The organism is Streptomyces sp. NPDC060064, from assembly GCF_042736455.1.
Taxonomy (GTDB): Bacteria; Actinomycetota; Actinomycetes; order Streptomycetales; family Streptomycetaceae; genus Streptomyces.
The window spans coordinates 1-19,606 of record NZ_JBHWWF010000035.1 but is presented as its reverse complement, the minus strand read 5'-3'; the positions used below and the strand labels follow the sequence as shown (position 1 = coordinate 19,606).

Sequence of the window (19,606 nt, the reverse complement as noted above, 5' to 3'; positions counted from 1 at the left end):
GCTTGTTCGGGTACCACGACGGTGACACGCGGACGTGTCGCGGCTGCTTCATGTGCGGACGGCCGGTTCGGTGGGGCTAAGGCTCGGCAGACTCCCAAGTCGCTAACTGACTACTTGATCCGAAGCCATGACAGCTCATGAATCTGGGGGCACCATGGAGGCATGCGTTTTGACCTCACCCGGCTAGGCAGCCGAGAATTCGAGCACTTGACCCAATCCATCGCAGTTGCCGAGCTAGGGCCAGGCGTAGGCGTGTTCGGTTCCGGAGCCGATGGCGGAAGGGAAGCTACGTTCGATGGGCCCGTTCCTATCAGGACGAACGGACACGAGTGGAATGGCTACGGAGTCATTCAGGCCAAATATAAGGAAGTACTCGGCAAGCCTAAAGATGACGCAACCTGGCTAATCAGTGAGATTGACGGAGAAATGAAAGGATGGAGCAAAAGGAAGGCTGCAAAAAAACACATCCCCAATTACTACATTGTCTCAACGAATGTGAGACTTTCCCCGCAGGATGACGGAGGGATCGACAGAGTCGACGAATGCCTGAAACGGCATGCCGAGTCGTTGGGATTAACTGGGTGGCTCGTATGGCACTCTGATTCCATCTCTACGTTTGTAGCCAACCATCAGGAAGTCCGCATAGCGTATGCATCCTGGGTGACACCGGGTGACGTATTGTCACAAGTTCTTTCTGATCAGGTGCACTCGGAGAGAGAATTCTCTGATGCTCTAATATCGTTCACCGCCAAGGAACTCTTGCGTGAAAGATACGTTAATCTCGATCAGGCGGGTTCGGCCGACGATCGCAGCGTTGCGCTAGCCGAAATCTTTATTGATCTTCCGTACGAGTTCTGGTCTGGAATGGAAGAGGCCTCGGCGGGTGTTTCCCGAAAGGCTCTGACATCTCTAATTTCTGCTGCCGATCATGGGCGGGAATCTATCGGCAATGAAAAGCGCTCAGGTGGAGATGGCTCCGACGATCAAAGATTTGTCCTCATCGGAGGTCCCGGACAGGGCAAAACAACCATTACGCAGTTCGCCTGCCAGATGTATCGATCTGCACTCGTTTCCGAGACTCCTGCTGGGAAGTTCGGCAAAGTCAAGGATGCCTGCGCCAAGATCTCAGGTCTGATGGAGCAGGAGGGGCTTGTGCAACCGAAAAACCGTCGATGGCCGGTAAACATTCAATTGACTCGACTTGCTGATGATGTTGCGAAAGGTGAATCCACGTCGCTGCTTGGCTATTTGGCCAAGACCATCTCTAGTAGGACTACCACGTCAGTTAGTGCTCATCAGTTGCGTGGCTGGCTAGCCACCTATCCTTGGTTTGTTGTGCTGGATGGTCTCGACGAGGTCCCCGCAGCCAGCAATCGGAGCGAAGTTCTATCCCTGATCGACGACTTCCTCATCGAATCCTCAGCAGTAAACGCTGATATTTTTGTTGTCGCGACGACGCGACCACAGGGCTATACCGATGAATTCTCTCCTCACTATTACAAACATCTGCAATTAACTCCTTTGACGCGAGACATTGCGATGAGCTATGGGAAAAAGCTGGCTATCGCTCGGCATAGTATTGAGAGCGATCGAACTGACCGGCTGATCGAAAGATTGGAGCGAGCCTATGCCGAGCCGGCGACGTCGCGGCTCATGACCACGCCATTGCAAGTGACTATCTTGGCCGTACTACTTGAGCGTGTTGGGCAAGCGCCAAAAGATAGATACAACCTCTTTGCTGACTACTACCGTGTGATCTACGAGAGGGAACTCGAAAAAGATAGCCAGGCCAGTGCCCTGTTGCGTGATCGCCGATCGGACGTCGACGCCATTCATGCACAGGTTGGCCTCCTCCTTCAAACTCGCAGTGAACACTCCGGAGAAACCCACTCCACGCTCTCGGCGGATGAACTAGGTCAGATCGTGCGTGCTCGATTGGAGCAGGAAGGCCACAAGGGTGATTCGCTTTCCTCTCTCTGTCAGCAAGTTATAAAGACGGCTACCGACAGGCTCGTTTTTCTCGTATCGACTAGATCTGATGAAATCGGGTTCGAGATCAGATCTCTGCAGGAATTCTGGGCTGGCCAAGGGATCATGCATGGAACGGAGGCTCAAATATCGAATAGTCTTCGTCGAATTGCCTCCAGTTCACATTGGCGCAATACGTTACTTTTCGCATTGGGGCATATTTTCTCCAAACGAGAAACCTTGCGTGATACCGTAATTGCCTTGGTGTCTGAACTCAACAGTCATTCTGTCGAGCATGGGGAAGTCAAGAAAGCGATCTGGGCTGGCTCTCGTCTGGCCGTAGCCATTCTATCGGACGGGATAGTTAGATCACCGATCTATCTTCAATCGCTAACGGATCAGGCTGTACAGCTTTTTCAGCTGCCACCGGACGCTGACGTCCGCACGGTCCCGTCATGTATTGCTGAGGAAATGATTGATGTAGTCGTCCAGTTGGCTGAAGGGAGACTGCAGGGCCGGGCCAAAGTCGACGATTTGAGTCTTCTATATGCGCTGAGTGTGCTTTCCCGGCGTGATGATCTATCTCGCGCAACTCGCTCCACACTGAAAAGGTTTATTGCTCCTCTCTATGACAAGATTTCAGATCAAGTGAAGCAGGATGCACTTAAGCTCGCGTACAAGACTGGGAGTTTGACGCTTCATAGTCTCACTCAAGATTGCCTCGTCGATGCACCTCTTCAAGACGTGGTAGATGCCGTCGTCGGATCAGATCGCGGTAGAGGTCGTGCCGCCCTTAAAGCCACCACTAGAATGTCGGCACCAGAATGGGTGAGGGCATTTCGAAGTGCTATTCGACAGCAGACGCGAGTCATTGATGCGATTTCCTCTCCTGAAGAAAGCCTGGGTTTCGACGCGCAGCTACGCAAGATCAATTCATCTCGATCCGTCTGGCAACGGCTTGCTCGATCAAACCCTCCAAAGCGCAATCTGATGCATGAACTTGCTGACTTTGGGATTGCCCCCGGAGCCGAGAGTCTTGCTGTCTTTCTGCGAGCGGCCTCGAACCGGCCAGGGGATCTATTGGCGATCTCGAATTGCCTCCCATGGGTCGTGACACAAGTGCTGGTAGAAGAGCCAGGGATCCTTGAAGCGGCGAGCGCCGTTGAGTCTGGAGAGTACGGCGATCTGAGCGATTGGGAGGAGCTCGAAGGTTCTTGGGCTGGTCAGATTCACTGGCAGGCATTTCTTAATGGCATGAAAGATCACTTCCGTGAAGGGGTGGATTTTTACCCTCTTTCCGCGGCTCGCGGATCGTATATGATTCCGAATCCTCAATCGGCAACACTTGATTCGATCAAGGAGATATTTGCTAGCTATGGCGAAGCCCGTGTGAGGTCGGATGGGGTTCGGCAGGCGTTTGCATCATGGCTGCTTAGTCTATTCTTTGTAGGGGCCCATGCGAATGGGGGGCTAGTTGATGAAGTCGGGCCGTCTGTGACTCGCCTGGTTCTGGAGGATGCCTCCCATCACAAGTATTTCAATGTGGGCTGGATGGAATACATTGATGTGCAAGCGATGGATCCTTGGATCGATTGTTTGGATTTTGCGGGTAAACAAGGTGGCAAGCTTCATTCGACATGCTCTTCCGAACGAATTAAGATGCTGCTCTCTATTTGGATGCAAGATCCCAGCCGTTGGGGTATTGCTCGTCTTGCCATTTCAGCAAGACATGAGGCGGCTACGGTTTGGCGTGAGCCAGAATATTGGAGCATGTGGAGGGCGTCGGATATCTCAAGAAAAGCCATACTTGATAGTGATGCAGAGGTCATAAGCTTGCTGGTAGCCGCTGTTTTTGGGGAACCTGAGTCCAGGGCTGAGGCTCGCACTCTGTGTGATGAGATGTTGTCCCGCGCAGCATCAGGGCAGCGTATCCCCGTGATGGAAGGAATTCGCGGAGTTTCCCCCGGCCGCTCACATCTAAGTCGGGTCTTCTCTCTGATGTGTGCTGAAGAACTTACAAGCGAGCCCGAGCTACGTCAGATGCTAATGGAGCGTCTAGTGGAGGTCTTTGGGCAAGATCCCAGCGGGCTGGGTGAAGTTCCGGTGACCTGACGGCCTTCCAGGCGTATGAAGGGTCGGGGACTCCATGGACTGCCCGCATGAGCCCGATGTGGGCCCCGATCTTCGATGTTCGCTCCATCGTGGCTGCGTAAAGCCGCGGAGCCGACCGCCCCAGTCACAGCGGGTGTTCCCCATCACCAGTCTGTTGGCTTTTAGCCGGCGATCGGCGGAGCTGGGACCCAGAGCGGGGCGGAGACAAGAGCGTCGGGACCGGTTGGTGAGCCGGGGAGCGAGCCGCCTTGATGGGGCAGGGACGTTTCCTATGAGGGGAGGAAGCCGGGCTTCGCTCGCCCCAGTTCAATTAGGCGGTTCAGGTAGTCCTGTGCCGTCGGCTCTGAGCTGTAGCGATCGCGGACGACCGCGGCCAGTTCACGGCTGGTCATGATCAGGGAAGGTACCGATTGGCGGTCGCCTTGAAGCGCCCGTTCGCCATGGACGAGGGCCTGTTCGAGGTCGCCCTCGCGGGCCGCTGTCACACCCAAGGTGACGCGGGCCTCCGCGTTGCGCATCGGGGAGCGCTCCGTGCCGTCGAAGTCGGTGCCGGCGCGCAGGACTTCGTTCGCGAGGGTGCGGGCGAGCTTGTCCTCACCGACCAGGCGGTAGCAATCCATCGCGTAGAAGTCGAACTTGGCGGGGTCGACGACGAAGTGGTTGTCGAGGTTCTCCGGGTGGGGGAGGCCTTCGAGAAGGCGCCGGCCCCTGTCGAGCGCGACCTCGACCTGGCGGCGGTCACCGAGGCGAGCCCATGCCTTCGCTTCCTGGGCAGCGAGCTGCACGGCAACGGAGTGGTGGGCAGCCGACTCCGCGCCGGCCTGGGCAGCGGCGACCACGCCGCGGTAGTCGCCGGTCGTCAGCGCGAACCAGGCCCGCATCTCGTGCGCCCAACCCGCGATCTCTGCATGGTCTGACTCCGTAGCTAAAGAGAGCGCAGCCCGCCGGGTGGACTCTGCCGCGTGGCGGTCGCCGGAGTCGTACTCGACGCAGCCGACCAGAAGGGCGAGCCACCCGGAGAGAGCGAGCACTTCGCGGTGCTGGGCGAGGGTGAGGCTCTTCGAGTGGAGGTCGACGACGCGGCGGAGCCACTGCCGGCCCTCAATGAGGAGCTGATCGCTCGGCATGAACGGGTACTCGGAGCACAGCCGGTCCGTCGTGATCCGCAGCGCATCGAGGGTGGCGCCGTCGACATCGGAGCGGTTCAGGCGGCTGACGATCTCCAGGGTCTCCATGCCGCTCGCGGCGAGGATCTCGCGGTCGCAGTCGCGCCGGCTGGGGGCGGGGAAGAGCGCGTGCGTGACTGTGCCGAACACTGCCGCGATGATCGGCCGGTAGAACTCGCTGGGTAGGGAGCCGGATTCCCAGCGCTTCCATTGGCGGATCATGCTCTCGTCCGCAGGTAGCTCAGTCGGAGCGTGGGCCCGCAGCGCTCGCACTGCATCACGTTGTGACCAGTCGCGTGCCGCTCGCTCGGCTGTGATGCGCCGTGCCCATGCGGGCCTGTCGTCGCTCATTCGCCCTCCCTCGGGTGCCGTGCTGCGAGTCTGCTCCGTGGGGCGGGGGGACAGGCAAGAGGACAGTTCGGGGACAGCTCGGTGTCCCCTTGCCTCAGCCGGTGCCCCCTCTCCTGTCACTTATTTCAGTGTGGCCCGTCCGTGCATGGTGTCCCCAGTTCAAGCACCACCGGAAGCGGCACGCTCTTCGAGCTCCGCCACTCGCTCGGTCAACGCCTGAATCTGGGAGCGGATTTCCTTGATGTCGTCGACAACATCCGGCTTAGCGCCGGCACCGTCGTTCTCGTTCGCAGTGACGAAGTACCCGCGGTTGCCTGCGGAAAAGATGCGCCCTTCTGCCACGAGGACGCGTAGAGCCTTGTTCAGGGTCTCCCCGGCGATGCCGAACTCTTCTGCGAGTCGTCGGCTGGGCGGCAGTTTGCCGTCCCGGTATCTGCCGGCGTCGATGCGTCTGCGCAGCTCATCGGCAGCCTGCACGGACTTGGGCCTGGGGTCGTTCGCGGCGAGGCTCATGCCTCCGAGCGTATCGACCTAGGGCGCTCTGCAACGCACTGTCGCAAACCTCTTGTGATCTAGTGCGCACTAGTGCAACCTAGTTCTAGCGCGGTCGTCTCCGGCCAAAGAGAACCCGGCCGCGGCATCGAGTCCTGTCCCGATCAAGCGCAGGAGCACTGATGAAGTCATTCATTGCTGGTCATGTGGCCTTATCGGCCCATGACTTCGCCGAGCTGTCGCTCGGCTTAGACGTTGAGCTGTTCGCAGGCTCTCCCGGTGAATCGCGCTCGGAACGGCGCGTTCGGCTGGCGGTCGCTCGGGAAGTTCTCGCCGAACTTGTCGAGGCGGGGGAGTCGGACGAGCTCACGGCGGGTGTTGCCGCGCTGGCGCAGTCGCTGCTGCGCGGCCGTCAGGCGCGGTGTGTGAAGGCGGTGGCCTGATGAGTGGGCTGATCGCCGGTACGCGCAATGGGCATCTGACGGGCCGGACGCCTGGCGCCTGGGAGCTTGGATTCGAGCTGGCTCCGGATCCGGGGCTCGCGGCCGCGCTGTGCAAGGGCATCGAGCCTGAGCTGTTCTTCCCCGAGCGGGGCGACCGGCCTACCGCGGCCCTGGCGCGGGAGATCTGCGCACAGTGCCCGGTGGTGGAAGCCTGCCTGACCGATGCCCTCGCGAGCGAGGGCAGTGCCGGTCACGCCAACCGTTTCGGGATCCGCGGCGGCAAGAGCCCTGAGGAGCGACACGCGATCTACTGGGGCACTCGAAGGCCGGCTCTGGTCGATGACGCGAGCGAGTCGGCCCCGGCCCTACGGCAGATCAAGCCGAAGTGGGAGCCCGCCAAGTGCGGTACTCGAGGCGGCTATCAGCGACACCTGCGGCAGAACGAGAAGCCGTGCGACCCGTGCCGGTTCGCCAACACTGAAGCTGACCGTCGTCTGCGCTCCACAGGTTCGACCAAGGGGGCGGCGGCATGACGCGGCACGAGGCGCCGGCACTGGCGAAGCCGGAGAAGGTTCTTCTCGGCACGGTCGCCGTGACGGCGGCCGCAGTCGGAGTACTGGGACTGGCATCGTCGTTCGAGGCAGTGTCAGCGGCAGGCGCGCGCTGGGGCTTCGCCACACCGTGGATGCTGCCGGTCGGCATCGACATTGCGATCCCGGTGTTCACCGCTGCCAACCTGTTGCTCATCCGGGTCAACATGCCCTTGGGGTGGGTGCGGTTCGTTCCGTGGATGCTGACGCTGGTGACGTGCTGGCTGAACGTCGCGGCCGGGCGCACGCTGTCCGCGAAGGTCGCGCACGGCACGATGCCGCTGCTGTGGGTCGTGCTCTCCGAGATCGCCGCGCATGTGTATGCGGTCCGGATCGGTGTGGCGACTGGTCGACGGATGGAGAAAATCCGGCGCTCGCGCTGGCTGCTGGCTTTCCCCTCCACCTTCGCGCTCTGGCGCCGGATGACGCTGTGGGAGATCACCTCGTACACGGACGCGCTGAACCGCGAGCGTGAGCGTCAGCTCGCCCGCGCGGACTTGCGCGACCAACACGGCCGACGGTGGCGCTCCGAGACGTCGCGACGCACCCGAGTCCTGCTCAAGCTCGGTGAGCTCGCCCCCGCCGCCGCCCCGACCGAGGAGCTCGTGGCAGAGCCGGTGAGCCTGGAGAAGCCGCAGGCCGCACCGAACAACCCCCCGGCCGCGCCCAAGCCGGTCAAGTCCGAGGCCAAGCCGCGCGTGAAGCACGTCGCGGCAGCCCGCACGGCGGCCGCGCACACCGCACGCGGCAGCGATCCCGAAGAGCAGGGCGAGGCCCGCACGTGGGTCTCGGAGCGGCTGCGCGCGGGTCATGAGGTCGCGTGGCGCGAGCTGGCCAAGGAGTCGGGGCGCGGGGAGACCTGGTGCCGCGCGCGGATCCGCGAGGCCAAGGACTTGCTCACTGCCGGAGCAGCGCACGCTGCGCCTGCGGAGCGGCAGGGCCTGCACTTGGTGCCCGTCGGGAGTGAGTGAGTTCGACCGTCAGCGGCTGTGGCATCCGGCTGCAGACCGGCGCCCGCCCGAGGAACAGCGCGTTGCGTGTGACCCGCACGATTCTCGCCAAGTGGGGCCCGGACGGTCGGCCGTCCAAAGCGCCGTCCGGGCCCCTTCCAACCCCACCTGTCCGGGAAGGACGTTCAGTGAATCACGACGATGAGAACGAACTGTTCCAGCGACTCGAAGCCGCATGGGGACCCGACTCCGGGCCCGATGCGGGCGGCGAGGTAGTCGACCTCGACAAGGCCCGGTCGGCCCGTACCGCGGCCACTGTCGCCCCCGACTGGTCGGCCGACCCGGCCGACTCGGCCGATGACGAGCCGGGGGAGTCGGCCGCCATGGTCGACGGCCCCGCCCCGGCCGGCCCGGGTGTGATGGACAAGGTCCGTGGCGGCATGCGGCGCGATGTGGTCCCCGCGTGGGCGCGCTCGAAGCCGGAATTTGTTGACGCCCTCGGTTGGCTGGGTGGGTTTGCCTGGCACACCACGACGTATCACGCGGTGCGGCTGCCCTGGTACTGCCTGCGCCTGGCCCTGCAAGCCCCTGCGGGGGCAGCCAAGTTCACGGGCGGGGCGATGCGCTGGGTCGCCGACACCGAGGGCGAGCCGCTGCGGCAGGTTGCCGCACGCCGCGAGGACGTGGAGCAGTACCTCAAGCTCTCCCGCCAGCGCGACAACCGGGTGAAGCTACGCGGCATCCTGATGCTGCTCGGCATCATCCTCGGCCCGGTCCTCGCACTCGTGCTCTATGTACTCGCCCCCACCTGGCTGACCGTCATCGCGCTCGCCGTGATGACGGCCGGACTCGGCTTCCTGGGCGCACCGGCCGACAAGCCCCTCATCTCCCGCGCGGTCGTGACGACCGAGGTGGAGCGGTTGACCTCCGGGATTGTGGAGCGCGCGCTGGGTGCGCTCGGTATCGCCGAGATCAACAAGGCGCTGGGCAAGGGCGGGGAGGGCCTCAAGTTCCCGGCCCCGATCACCCGCGACGGTCCCGGCTGGCGCGCTGACGTGGATCTCCCGTACGGGGTGACGCTGCCGGACATCCTGGACCGGCGCGAGAAGCTTGCGTCCGGCCTGCGCCGCCCGCTGGGCTGTGTGTGGCCCGAGCCGGTCGCTGACGAGCACGCCGGCCGGATGATGCTCTGGGTCGGAGACAAGGCGCTGAACAAGGTCAAGCCCCCGGCTTGGCCGCTGGCCAAGGGCGGCAGCGCGTCGCTGTTCAAGCCGTTGCCGTTCGGCACCGACCAGCGGGGCCGGAACGTTGACGTGGCGCTGATGTACGACAACGTCCTCATCGGCGCGATGCCCGGCATGGGTAAGACGTTCTCCTTGCGCACTCCGCTGCTGGCCGCCGCCCTGGACGTGCTGGCTGAGCTGCTGATCTGGGAGCTGAAAGGCACCGGCGACCTGGAGTCGGTCGGCAAGAAGGTTGCCGCCGACTACGGCTCGGGACCGGACGACGAGACGTGCGCCGCCGCGCTGGACTCGATCCGCTACGTCCACAAGGACCTGGAGCGCCGGGCGAAAGTCATCAGCTCCCTGCCCAAGGACAAGTGCCCCGAGAACAAGGTCACCCCGTCCCTCGCCGCGAACCGCTCCCTCAGGCTGCACCCGCTGGTGCTCGCGATCGATGAGTGCCAGGAACTGTTCAGTCACGAGAAGTACGGCAAGGAAGCCGGGACGCTGTGCACGGCCATCATCAAGCGCGGTCGGGCGCTTGGGGTGATCCTTCTGCTCGCGACGCAGCGGCCGGACAAGGAGTCGCTGCCCACCGCGATCAGCGCGAACGTCGGGACGCGGTTCTGCCTGCGGGTCATGGGCCAGATGGAGAACGACATGATCCTGGGGACCTCGACCTACAAGAACGGCATCCGGGCAACGTCGTTCACCAAGTCCGACAAGGGCATCGGCTACCTGGTCGGAGCCGCGGACGACCCGCAGATCGTGCGCACCTACTACATCGACGGCCCGACCGCCGACCGGATCTGTGACCGCGCCCGCAAAGCCCGCCAGGAGGCCGGAACTCTGACCGGGCTCGCCGCCGGCATCGAGCCGGAGCGCCGGGCAGCGGCGGACACCCTGCTCCAGGACATCCTCGCCATCATCCCGGCGGACGAGGCCAAGCCGTGGAACGACGTCACGGTGGACCGCCTCGCCGAGTTGCGGCCGGAGACCTACGGCCCGTGGGCCGAGATGGCACCGGCGGACAAGGCGCGGCAGCTCACCACCGCGCTCAAGCCCTACGGCATCACCACCGGGCAGGTGGCCCGCCGGATCAAGGGCAAGACCGTTAACCGGACCGGCTTCGAGCGCGCCCACATCGCCACGGTGATTGCGGACCGTGACCGCAACTGGGGCGCGGGGTGAGGGTCAAGTGTCTCTAGCGCTAGGGGTCAGACCCTCTAGCGCTAGAGGTCCCGCTAGCGGCTCGCATAGCACCTGATCAGGACACGAGTCGCTAGCGGCCCACCTGTAACAACACCAAAACCTGCCTGGGAGGGCCCCTCATGACCCCTGCCCTGCTCGCTATCGCATGCCTGCTGATCGTCACCCTTGGTTACATATCGGTGTGTGCGGCGTCGCCGTTCGGGACCTGCCGCAGGTGCAACGGCTTCGGCTTCGCCACCACCGCCGATCGCAAGGGACGGCCCAAGCGCGGCAAGACCTGCCGTCGCTGCAGAGGCCACGGCAAGCGGATACGCATCGGCCGCTGGCTCTACAACCGCGCCTCACACACCTACCGCCAAGGCACCCGCTGACCCACGAACGGACACCGGCGACCGCCCGCCATGAGGCGGACCCCTCGTCTAGCTGACGACAGGTTGGCGCGGTCGCCGGTCCCACTCGAAACACCGCCCAAAGGCGTGTGTTGCACCGAACCCTATCGCCATACAACTCCCTGGCTGGAGGCCCCACATGGCCGTGACCGTCTCCCTGGTCCTGCTGTTCGGACTGGTCCTGTTCTTCCTCCTGCGCTCCAAGACCCTCGGCTACGGCTCCGCGTTCGTCGCCGCGATGTTCGGGTTCTTCCTCGCCTCCACCGGCGCGTCCGGGCCCATCAACGAACTCACCGCCGCTGTCATCAACGCCATCCCCAACCTGTAGGGAGGCACCGCCATGAAGGAACCCATCACCGCCCGCCACACACTCGCCCTCGCCCTGCCGAAAGCCGCGCCCGCGCTCGCCACGTCGACTGTGCTCGTCTTCGGCCGGATCTGGAACGCCAACGGGTCCGAACACAGCGTGGGCAACGCCGCCCTCATGGTGGTGCTCGCCACCAGTGCCGCGGCAGCCGGCGCTTTCGCCGCCGCGGGCCGCAACGGTGACGGAGTGCTCGCGGGAACGGCGTTCGCCGCATCCGGCGGGCTCGCCCTGGCAGGCGTCGCGGGATACGCCGACGGCATCTCACTCCCGCTGCTGCTGTGGGCGCTCGCGACCGCGATCGCCTACGGGCTCGCGGCCCGCTACTGGCGCACCGACCGCCGCGAGAGCGTCGCGTACGAGCGGCACACCACCGTGCGGCGCGAGGAACACGCGCACATCGAGCGCGTGGAGACCATCCGCGGCCGGACCCAGATCGAGGTGGCCCGCGAAGGCACTGCCTACGCCGAAGCGCTCGCCCAGGCCCTCACCGCCCGCGCCGCCCTGCCGGGCTTCGACCTCGCCGCGCTCACCCGGGCCGGACTGCCCGAACTGCCCACCACAAGCCACAAGGAGCACTGACCCATGGACGAGGGCTTCATCGACTGCGAGCTGTGCGCCCCCGGCGATGACAGCGAGCCATACCCGTACCCGCACTGCTGCCTGTGCGGCGACACCGGCCGCGGCGACCTGCCGCCCTGCACCTGCGACTAGCAGTCCCACAAAGGAGAGCCATGTTCGACATCCGCGTCATCTGCCACGAAGTCGACGTCCCCGAGATCACGAAGGGCTTGGCGGAGACGTTCATCCTCGGAGCGGTCCGACAGCTCCCGACCCGCAACAGCCACAAGGTCCGGCTGTACGCCGTCGCCGACCAGCGTCCCCAGCCGCTGACGCCGCACAACGCCTACGCCCTCGCCCCGAGCATCGTCAGCGAGATCGGCTGGACCGCCAACGAGGCCGCGTCCCGCCAGTTCGGTCGGCAGATGGCTCGGGAGTTCTGGCTGCGCAAGGCCGCGGTGCTGGACCGCATCGCGCTCGTCGACTGTGACCAGGGAATCCGGAGCGACGCGGCCGAAGTGGCCGCAGATGCAGCCCGCCGGCTCATCGACCTCGACAGGGCGACCGGCTACGACAGTGACCCGCGTAGTTACGTCCGCAACGCCTACGCGGACTGGCGCCGGCACCAGTAACGAGGCCCGGGGCGGGTGTCTCCGGCCAAGGAAACCCACCCGCCCCGGCTCTCCAGTCCCGATCACGAAACAGGAGACCACCAGAATGCCCCAGCTCGCCCCCGACCGACAGCTCAGGGCAGCGCTTCTCGCCGCTGCCCGCGGCTGGCACGTCTTCCCGCTCATCCCTGGAAGCAAGCGCCCTGCCGTCCGTGCTTGGCAGGACCGCGCCACCACCGACGCCGAACGAATTGCCCGTTGCTGGCATGCCGGACCGTTCAACGTCGGTCTGGCCACCGGTCCTTCCCGGCTTGTCGTAGTCGACCTCGACACCCCCAAAGGTCCGGACGATGTCCCGCCGGCGGACTGGGCAATGCCGGGCATCGCGGAGGGAAGCGACGTGCTCGCGGTCGTGTCCGAGCGCCTTAAGCAGCCGTATCCCGACGGAACTTTCACCGTCCGCACCGGACGAGGCGGCACCCATCTGTACTTCCGCGCGCCCGTCGGCCGGGAGCTGCGAAACACGGGCGGCAAGCTGGGATGGAAGATCGATACCCGCGCGTCCGGCGGATACGTCGTTGCCGCCGGCAGCGTCGTCGACGGCCGTTCCTATGCCACCCTCCGCGACACCGATCCCGTAGCTCTGCCCGGCTGGCTCGCCGACGCCCTGACCACCAGGCCCGCCGCGCCACCGGTCCGTCTCCCCTCATCGGCTCCCGGCCGCCGTGCCGTCGGACTGGTGAAGACCGTGTTGGACGCAGGCGAGGGCGAACGGAACAACCGCCTCTACTGGGCTGCCCTTCGTGCATACGAGACCGGAGCGGAAGCCGCTGACGGGATTGCCGCCGCCCTCGTCGACGCCGCGGTCAGCGTCGGCCTCGCGGAAAGCGAAGCCCGCGCCACCGTGGCCTCTGCCGAGCGCCGGATTCGGGGCGGCCGATGACCAGCAACGACAAGGCCAAGGACCTGCTGGCACAGAACGGCGTCGACCCGGAATCGAGGGACGGCGGCAAGGGGCCGTCGCAGGCGTCCCAATTGGTCGCCCTCGCCCGGCAGCGCTTCGACGTCTTCATGTCCGACGACGGCCGCCCCTATGCCGTCACCAAAGGCGGACCGAACATTGCCCTTCCGCTGCGGGGGAAGGCCGGACTGCGCTCTCAGCTTGCCCGGATCTACACCGACGCCACTGGCGGCAACGTCCCCTCACAATCGGCCCTCGCTGACGCTATGACTGTGCTCGAAGGCGTTGCCGCAGTCGCCGACCCGTGCACCCCGCAACTGCGCACCGCCCGCCACGAGGACCACATCGTCGTCGACCTCGCCACCCCCGACGGCCGCTGCGTCCTCATCGGCCCGGACGGCTGGGAGCGAAGCCCTCGCTCCCCGGTCCTCTTCCGCCGCTCCGGAGCAATGAAGGCACTGCCGGCCCCAGTACGTGACGGCGACGGACTGGCCAAGCTGCGCGCCCTGATGAACACCAGTGACGAGGGATTCCACCTCCTCACTGCATGGCTGGTCGCCTCCTTCATTCCGGATCTGCCGCACCCGATCCTGACCTTTCGCGGAGAACAGGGAACCGGTAAGTCCAAGGGTGCCGCCATGGTCATCGGCATCGTTGACCCTTCCGGGGCGCCGAAACGCACCGCACCGCGCGACGTGAAGTCGTGGGCGACACAGGCCTTCAACTCATGGGCGCTGTGCATCGACAACGTCTCGTACATCCCGGACTGGTTCTCCGACGCCCTGTGCCGAGCGGTCACCGGTGACGGCATCGTCGACCGCGCCCTCTACACCGACGATGACGTCGTCGTCCTCGAATTCCGCCGGGTGCTGGCCATGACCACCATCGATGCCGGCGCCCTCGCGGGCGACCTCGCGGAACGGCTGCTCACCATCGAGCTGCACACCATCCCCGACCGGAACCGACGCGAGGAAGCCGAACTGGACGGCGCCTATCGCGACGCCCATGCCGGAATCCTCGCTTCGCTCTTCGACCTGCTCGCGAAGGTGCTGCGCGTACTTCCCGAAGTCCAGCTCACCCACCGCCCGCGCATGGCCGACTTCGCCCGCGTCCTGGCCGCCGTCGACCACGTCACCGGCTGGGACACCCAAGGCACCTACCGGGCCACCGCCGCCGACGCAGTCGCCGACGTGCTCGAAGGCGAGCCGTTCGCGCGAGCCGTCGTCGACCTCGTCCGTGCGGCAGGCCCCGCCGGGGTCTGCATGACCGCAGCCGACATCCTCGGAAAGATCGCCACCCCGGAGAAGCTGCCGCGGAAATGGCCCAAGGACGCCACGCGAGCAGGTGGACAGCTCAAGCGCCTCGCACCGGCATTACGCGCGATCGGCTTCGACGTCGACGACACCCGGAGGGAGACGGAGGGTAACCGTTCGCGGCTCTACCGCATCACGTCAGTAGAGAGTCATCGCATTTCAGCACCCGGAGCGCCCGCAGCACCCGGGACTATTGCTGAACTGCATGAACGCCCGGGTGCTGGAGCGGGCGCCAGCACCCGAAAAGCACCCGGCAGCACCGGCGAGCACACCAACCCGGGTGCTGCGGGCGCTGCACCGGGTGCTGTGGCTTCGCCAACACCCGAAATGCGTACCGACTCTGAGCAGGGCGAGCTTGCCCTTTCGGGTGCTGCGGGTGCTCCGGGCGCTGGAATGCAGCTTCTCTCTGGTGACACCCCGCAGGCGGTGACGCTCTGTGTCACTTGCAGGACCCTGCTCGACCCGAGTGCAGCGGCCGTGGGGGAGACCTCTCACCCCTGCTGCGACCCCGCCCCGGCCAGTACCGACGGAGGACCGCATGTCCGTACTGCCTGAGCGCTACTTCACGCCGCATGACGTCGCCGCGTTGCTCGGCGTCCCCATTGAGACCGTCTATCAGTGGCGCCGCAAGCGCACTGGTCCGCCCGGATTTCGAGTCGGCAAGCACCTCCGATACGACCCCGATGCCCTTCACCGCTGGATCAAGTCCCTCACTGAAAGCGAGCGTTCCTGATCGTGGCTGGCCATATCCAAGACCGGTGGTACAAGACCGAGCCCGGGCCCGACGGCAAGCCGCGCCGGATCAAGAGCGAGCGCCACGGTAGCGGGATGCGCTATCGCGCCCGCTACATCGGCCCCGACGGCAGCGAGAAGAGCCGTTCCTTCCCCGACAAGCACAAGCGGCTCGCGGAATCGTGGTTGGCACAGATCGCCGCTGATCTGACCCGAGGGCAGTATGTCGACCCGGCGGCCGGCAAGGTGACGTTCCAGCAGTTCGCCACGCAATGGCTTGCATCGCAGACAACGGATGCGTCCACAATCGTCGCCATGGAGCTGCGGTTCCGGCTACACGCCTTTCCGCACATCGGGTCTCGTTCTCTCAGCGCCTTTCAGCCTGGCCACCTCCGCACGTGGGCCAGGGCCCTCAAAGACTCCGGGATCGCATCGTCGTACCAGCGCGTCATCTTTGCCAACGTCTCCGCCGTGTTTGGCGCCGCCGTCGATGACGGCATCATCGCCCGGAACCCCTGTCGCGCCGGCTCGGTGCGGGCGCCGAAAGTGGACGCCAGGAAGATGAAGCCATGGACCCATGAACGGGTGCTCGCGGTTCGGTCTGGTCTGCCGGCGCAGTACGCCACTGCCGTGGACGTGGGGGCAGGCTGCGGGCTGCGACAGGGCGAGATTTTCGGGCTGGCCGTTGACGAGGTCGACTTCCTCGAGGGCGTCGTGCACGTCGTCCGGCAGGTCAAAATGGTCGGCCCGCACTTAGTGTTCGCGCCGCCCAAGAGCGGCAAGCTACGTGACGTGCCGTTGCCCAACAGCGTGTCGTACGCTCTCGCGGCGCACATCACGGAGCGCCCGCCCACCGATGTCACATTGCCGTGGAAGACCCCGGACGGACCGCCCGTCACGGTCACGCTGATCTTCTACTCGCGCGAGCGGAAGGCGCTGAACCGAAACTACGTCAACATGTACCTGTGGAAGCCCGCTCTCGTCTCCGCTGGCGTCATTCCGGCGCGTATGCCGGGGAAGAGGTTCAAGCAGTCGCGCGAGCACGGCATGCACGCGCTGCGGCACTACTACGCGTCGGTTTTGCTCGACGCGGGGGAAAACATAAAGGCACTTGCTGAGTACCTCGGGCACTCGGATCCGGGGTTCACGCTGCGAACGTACACGCATCTAATGCCAAACAGTAGGGATCGGGCCCGCAAGGCGATCGACGTGGCTTTCACCACGAACAGCCGCGACTCCGACGAGACTGGCAAAGACGCTGCGCCTCCTGACAGGATGCCTCGCTCCATCGTTCAGGGCTCTTCAAGACGCACGGCTTCGCCGAGCTCGTAGACCGCTGTCCAGTAGTCATCAAGAGCGGAATAGAACGCTGAGGGGTCTCTGATGCCCTCTGTGATATCCCCCAGCCCCATGTAGACCGCTCTAGACGCCGCCGAAACACCATTGCATGCGTCTATCGCTCGGGTGCTGAGACCGTGGACGGTAGCAACCTGACAGGTGTGGCGGAAGGCACCGAAGACCTCGCGTAGGCGCGCTCTGTGCTCTTCGAGCCGCACACGGCGCTGCTCCAGGTCCTCAATGTTCAGGATGTTTGGCGTTTGGCGGTACTCGACGCCCATGAGGTGAGCTTGCTCGAGGTAGGCGAAATAGGACGCTCGTCGGACTTCGCGCCGGCGAGCGTCCTCCTGAGCTGCCACTGCAATCTCAGCCTGTAACTGTGCGGCTCGTGTATGCCCGCGGCTGGTAACCCAGCTCGCCAGCACGGCCGTGGCGCCCGTCAGCCCTGCAATCCACAGCCCACCGTCCCCCATGTTGTTGGAGTGTGGGGCCTGGCGGCCGACGGCACCAGCCCCCGAACACCGGACCAAATGACCGTCGGCCATGCCTTCCGGAGAGGGAAGAGCACGGCCGACGGCCCACAGACGGCCCAGGCGAGCGAAAACCCGCTCTGACCTGGGGTCTTTCTAGATGTCGTAGTACAGCTCGAACTCGTGCGGGTGCGGCCGCAGCTGGATCGGGGCGATCTCCTGCGTCCGCTTGTAGTCGATCCACGTCTCGATCAGGTCGGACGTGAAGACCCCACCGGCCTGCAGGTACTCGTTGTCCGCCTCCAGCGCCTCGAGCACCGCCGGGAGCGAGGTCGGGACCTGCGGGACGCCCGCGTGCTCGTCCGGGGCCAGCTCGTAGAGGTCCTTGTCGATCGGCTCCGCCGGCTCGATCTTGTTCTTCACGCCGTCGAGGCCCGCGAGCAGCAGGGCCGAGAACGCCAGGTACGGGTTCGACGACGGGTCCGGGGCGCGGAACTCGACGCGCTTGGCCTTCGGGTTCGAGCCCGTGATCGGGATACGCATCGCCGCCGAGCGGTTGCGCTGCGAGTAGACCAGGTTGACCGGGGCCTCGAAGCCGGGGACCAGGCGGTGGTACGAGTTCACCGTCGGGTTCGTGAACGCCAGCAGCGACGGCGCGTGCTTCAGGATGCCGCCGATGTAGTAGCGGGCGGTGTCCGACAGGCCCGCGTAACCCTGCTCGTCGTAGAACAGCGGGACGCCGCCCTGCCACAGGGACTGGTGGACGTGCATGCCCGAGCCGTTGTCGCCGAAGATCGGCTTCGGCATGAAGGTCGCGGTCTTGCCGTTGCGCCACGCGACGTTCTTCACGATGTACTTGAAGAGCATCAGGTCGTCGGCCGCGGCGAGCAGCGTGTTGAACTTGTAGTTGATCTCGGCCTGGCCGGCGGTGCCCACCTCGTGGTGCTGGCGCTCGACCTGGAGGCCGGACGCCTCCAGCTCCAGGGAGATCTCGGCGCGCAGGTCGGCGAAGTGGTCGACCGGCGGGGCCGGGAAGTAGCCGCCCTTGTAGCGGACCTTGTAGCCGCGGTTGTCCTCGACCGCACCGGTGTTCCAGGCGCCTGCCTCGGAGTCGATGTGGTAGAAGGCCTCGTTCGCCTTGGTCTCGAAGCGGACGTTGTCGAAGACGTAGAACTCGGCCTCGGGACCGAAGTACGCGGTGTCCGCGATGCCGGTGGAGGCGAGGTACGCCTCGGCCTTCTTGGCGATGTTGCGCGGGTCGCGGCTGTACTGCTCGCCCGTGATCGGGTCGTGGATGAAGAAGTTGATGTTGACCGTCTTGTCGCGCCGGAAGGGGTCGACACGGGCGGTCGACAGGTCCGCGCGGAGCGCCATGTCGGACTCGTGGATGGCCTGGAAGCCGCGGATCGACGAGCCGTCGAAGGCCAGCTCCTCGGCCGGGTCGAACGCCTTTGCCGGAATGGTGAAGTGCTGCATCACACCAGGCAGGTCGCAGAACCGGACATCGACGAACTTTACGTCTTCGTCGGCGATGAACTTCTTCGCGTCGTCGGCGTTCTGGAACATCCAACTCCTCCTACTCCCGACCCGGGAGGGGCGGGGTTGTAGCTCGGTCGTGCGGCCAGTGCGGTGGCACACGCTGGACCCGACCATAGGTAGACGGGATTTCTCAAGCATGACCCATTTGTTTCGCCGAAGTTAACCGGACCGGGGTCGGGGTCGCGCCAAGACCCCGACCGCAGGTGGGTGAAACCGGGCGCAGTACCGTGTACGGGTGGACAACAGGCAAGCAATCGGATCGTGGCTCTCCGGGCCCCGCGCGGCGGCCGAGGACATGGGCGCCGACTTCGGTCACCGGGGCGAGCGGCTCGGCCTGCCGGAGGCGGGCCCCGGCTCCATCGCCCCCCTCGGGAGGCGGTTCGGCGCCGTCTTCATCGACTGGGGGCTCTGCCTCCTGATCGCATACGGGCTGTTCGCCAACGGTGACCGACAGGCCGTCGGAAACTGGGGGCTCGGCATCTTCCTCGTACTCAGCGTGCTGACCGTCGGCACGGTCGGCTTCACCCCCGGCAAGCGGATCCTCGGTCTGCGCGTTGTTGCCGAAGGCGGCGGGCGGCTGGGGATCGTGCGGGTTCTCGTACGGAGCCTGCTGCTCTCCATCGCGATCCCGGCGCTCATCTGGGACCGTGACGGGCGCGGGCTGCACGACCGCCTCGCCCGCGCCGTACAGGTGCGGATCTAGAGGCAGAAGCGAGTAAGAAGACAGGCAGGCAAGGCAGGCAAGGCAGAGAGGCGGGGGGGGGGGGGGGGGGCGGAACCGGCGGCACCCGCCGCGCGGGGGGAGGAGTCCCGGCGAGGGG

19 protein-coding genes are annotated in these 19,606 nt (G+C 65.0%); 15 read left to right on the top strand and 4 right to left on the bottom strand.

What is annotated here, in order from left to right:
• Positions 1 to 207: 207 nt before the first annotated feature.
• A complete protein-coding gene (locus tag ACFWDI_RS32235) occupies positions 208 to 4,080 on the top strand; it encodes an NACHT domain-containing protein (protein ID WP_385309448.1) in 3,873 nt (1,290 codons plus the stop codon).
• Positions 4,081 to 4,349: 269 nt separating this feature from the next.
• Here ACFWDI_RS32235 and ACFWDI_RS32230 read toward each other — a convergent pair whose 3' ends face one another.
• Together ACFWDI_RS32230 and ACFWDI_RS32225 are read right to left on the bottom strand one after the other, a co-directional pair.
• Positions 4,350 to 5,468: an XRE family transcriptional regulator gene (locus ACFWDI_RS32230; RefSeq protein ID WP_385309446.1), complete on the bottom strand. Its 1,119-nt coding sequence runs from the start codon at positions 5,466 to 5,468 to the stop codon at positions 4,350 to 4,352.
• Positions 5,469 to 5,756: 288 nt separating this feature from the next.
• The gene (locus ACFWDI_RS32225; RefSeq protein ID WP_385309444.1) at positions 5,757 to 6,110 is read right to left on the bottom strand and encodes a winged helix-turn-helix domain-containing protein; all 354 of its coding nucleotides are present in this window, start codon (positions 6,108 to 6,110) and stop codon (positions 5,757 to 5,759) included.
• 161 nt (positions 6,111 to 6,271) lie between these two features.
• On the opposite strand from ACFWDI_RS32225, the gene ACFWDI_RS32220 reads away from it, so the two are divergent.
• The 13 genes from ACFWDI_RS32220 (at position 6,272) to ACFWDI_RS32160 (ending at position 16,770) form a co-directional block, all read left to right on the top strand.
• Positions 6,272 to 6,532 (top strand): hypothetical protein, encoded by a 261-nt coding sequence (locus ACFWDI_RS32220; protein ID WP_385309442.1) that lies wholly within the window; start codon positions 6,272 to 6,274, stop codon positions 6,530 to 6,532.
• Entirely contained in the window at positions 6,532 to 7,065 is a 534-nt protein-coding gene (locus ACFWDI_RS32215; RefSeq protein ID WP_385309440.1) for a WhiB family transcriptional regulator, read from the top strand. Before ACFWDI_RS32220 ends, ACFWDI_RS32215 begins: the two co-directional genes overlap by 1 nt.
• Positions 7,062 to 8,093: a DUF2637 domain-containing protein gene (locus ACFWDI_RS32210; RefSeq protein WP_385309438.1), complete on the top strand. Its 1,032-nt coding sequence runs from the start codon at positions 7,062 to 7,064 to the stop codon at positions 8,091 to 8,093. The genes ACFWDI_RS32215 and ACFWDI_RS32210 overlap by 4 nt, the downstream gene beginning before the upstream one ends.
• Positions 8,094 to 8,260: 167 nt before the next feature.
• Positions 8,261 to 10,486: a cell division protein FtsK gene (locus ACFWDI_RS32205; protein WP_385309436.1), complete on the top strand. Its 2,226-nt coding sequence runs from the start codon at positions 8,261 to 8,263 to the stop codon at positions 10,484 to 10,486.
• A gap of 140 nt (positions 10,487 to 10,626) precedes the next feature.
• Entirely contained in the window at positions 10,627 to 10,878 is a 252-nt protein-coding gene (locus tag ACFWDI_RS32200; protein ID WP_385309435.1) for a hypothetical protein, read from the top strand.
• 157 nt (positions 10,879 to 11,035) lie between these two features.
• Entirely contained in the window at positions 11,036 to 11,224 is a 189-nt protein-coding gene (locus ACFWDI_RS32195; RefSeq protein WP_385309433.1) for a hypothetical protein, read from the top strand.
• 12 nt (positions 11,225 to 11,236) lie between these two features.
• Entirely contained in the window at positions 11,237 to 11,842 is a 606-nt protein-coding gene (locus tag ACFWDI_RS32190; RefSeq protein WP_385309431.1) for a hypothetical protein, read from the top strand.
• Positions 11,843 to 11,845: 3 nt separating this feature from the next.
• Complete coding sequence (locus ACFWDI_RS32185) at positions 11,846 to 11,974, top strand: hypothetical protein (RefSeq protein WP_385309429.1); 129 nt, start codon at positions 11,846 to 11,848, stop codon at positions 11,972 to 11,974.
• A gap of 20 nt (positions 11,975 to 11,994) precedes the next feature.
• Positions 11,995 to 12,453 carry a hypothetical protein gene (locus ACFWDI_RS32180; RefSeq protein WP_385309428.1) on the top strand — a complete coding sequence of 153 codons (459 nt, stop codon included), beginning with the start codon at positions 11,995 to 11,997 and terminating at the stop codon, positions 12,451 to 12,453.
• Positions 12,454 to 12,538: 85 nt separating this feature from the next.
• A complete protein-coding gene (locus tag ACFWDI_RS32175) occupies positions 12,539 to 13,375 on the top strand; it encodes a bifunctional DNA primase/polymerase (RefSeq protein WP_385309426.1) in 837 nt (278 codons plus the stop codon).
• Positions 13,372 to 15,261 carry an ATP-binding protein gene (locus ACFWDI_RS32170; protein WP_385309424.1) on the top strand — a complete coding sequence of 630 codons (1,890 nt, stop codon included), beginning with the start codon at positions 13,372 to 13,374 and terminating at the stop codon, positions 15,259 to 15,261. The genes ACFWDI_RS32175 and ACFWDI_RS32170 overlap by 4 nt, the downstream gene beginning before the upstream one ends.
• Positions 15,245 to 15,439 (top strand): helix-turn-helix transcriptional regulator, encoded by a 195-nt coding sequence (locus ACFWDI_RS32165; protein ID WP_385309422.1) that lies wholly within the window; start codon positions 15,245 to 15,247, stop codon positions 15,437 to 15,439. Before ACFWDI_RS32170 ends, ACFWDI_RS32165 begins: the two co-directional genes overlap by 17 nt.
• A gap of 2 nt (positions 15,440 to 15,441) precedes the next feature.
• A complete protein-coding gene (locus ACFWDI_RS32160; RefSeq protein ID WP_385309421.1) occupies positions 15,442 to 16,770 on the top strand; it encodes a tyrosine-type recombinase/integrase in 1,329 nt (442 codons plus the stop codon).
• On the opposite strand, the gene ACFWDI_RS32155 is transcribed toward ACFWDI_RS32160, so the two are convergent.
• Both ACFWDI_RS32155 and glnA read right to left on the bottom strand, forming a co-directional pair.
• Positions 16,731 to 17,057: a hypothetical protein gene (locus ACFWDI_RS32155; RefSeq protein WP_385309419.1), complete on the bottom strand. Its 327-nt coding sequence runs from the start codon at positions 17,055 to 17,057 to the stop codon at positions 16,731 to 16,733. The two genes, ACFWDI_RS32160 and ACFWDI_RS32155, sit on opposite strands and share 40 nt — an antisense overlap.
• Before the next feature lie 345 nt (positions 17,058 to 17,402).
• Positions 17,403 to 18,812 carry a type I glutamate--ammonia ligase gene (gene glnA / locus ACFWDI_RS32150; protein WP_385309417.1) on the bottom strand — a complete coding sequence of 470 codons (1,410 nt, stop codon included), beginning with the start codon at positions 18,810 to 18,812 and terminating at the stop codon, positions 17,403 to 17,405.
• Positions 18,813 to 19,020: 208 nt separating this feature from the next.
• Between glnA and ACFWDI_RS32145 the strand changes: the two genes are divergently transcribed.
• On the top strand, positions 19,021 to 19,488 hold the full coding sequence (locus tag ACFWDI_RS32145; RefSeq protein ID WP_385309415.1) for an RDD family protein: 468 nt from the start codon (positions 19,021 to 19,023) through the stop codon (positions 19,486 to 19,488).
• Positions 19,489 to 19,606 lie beyond the last annotated feature (118 nt).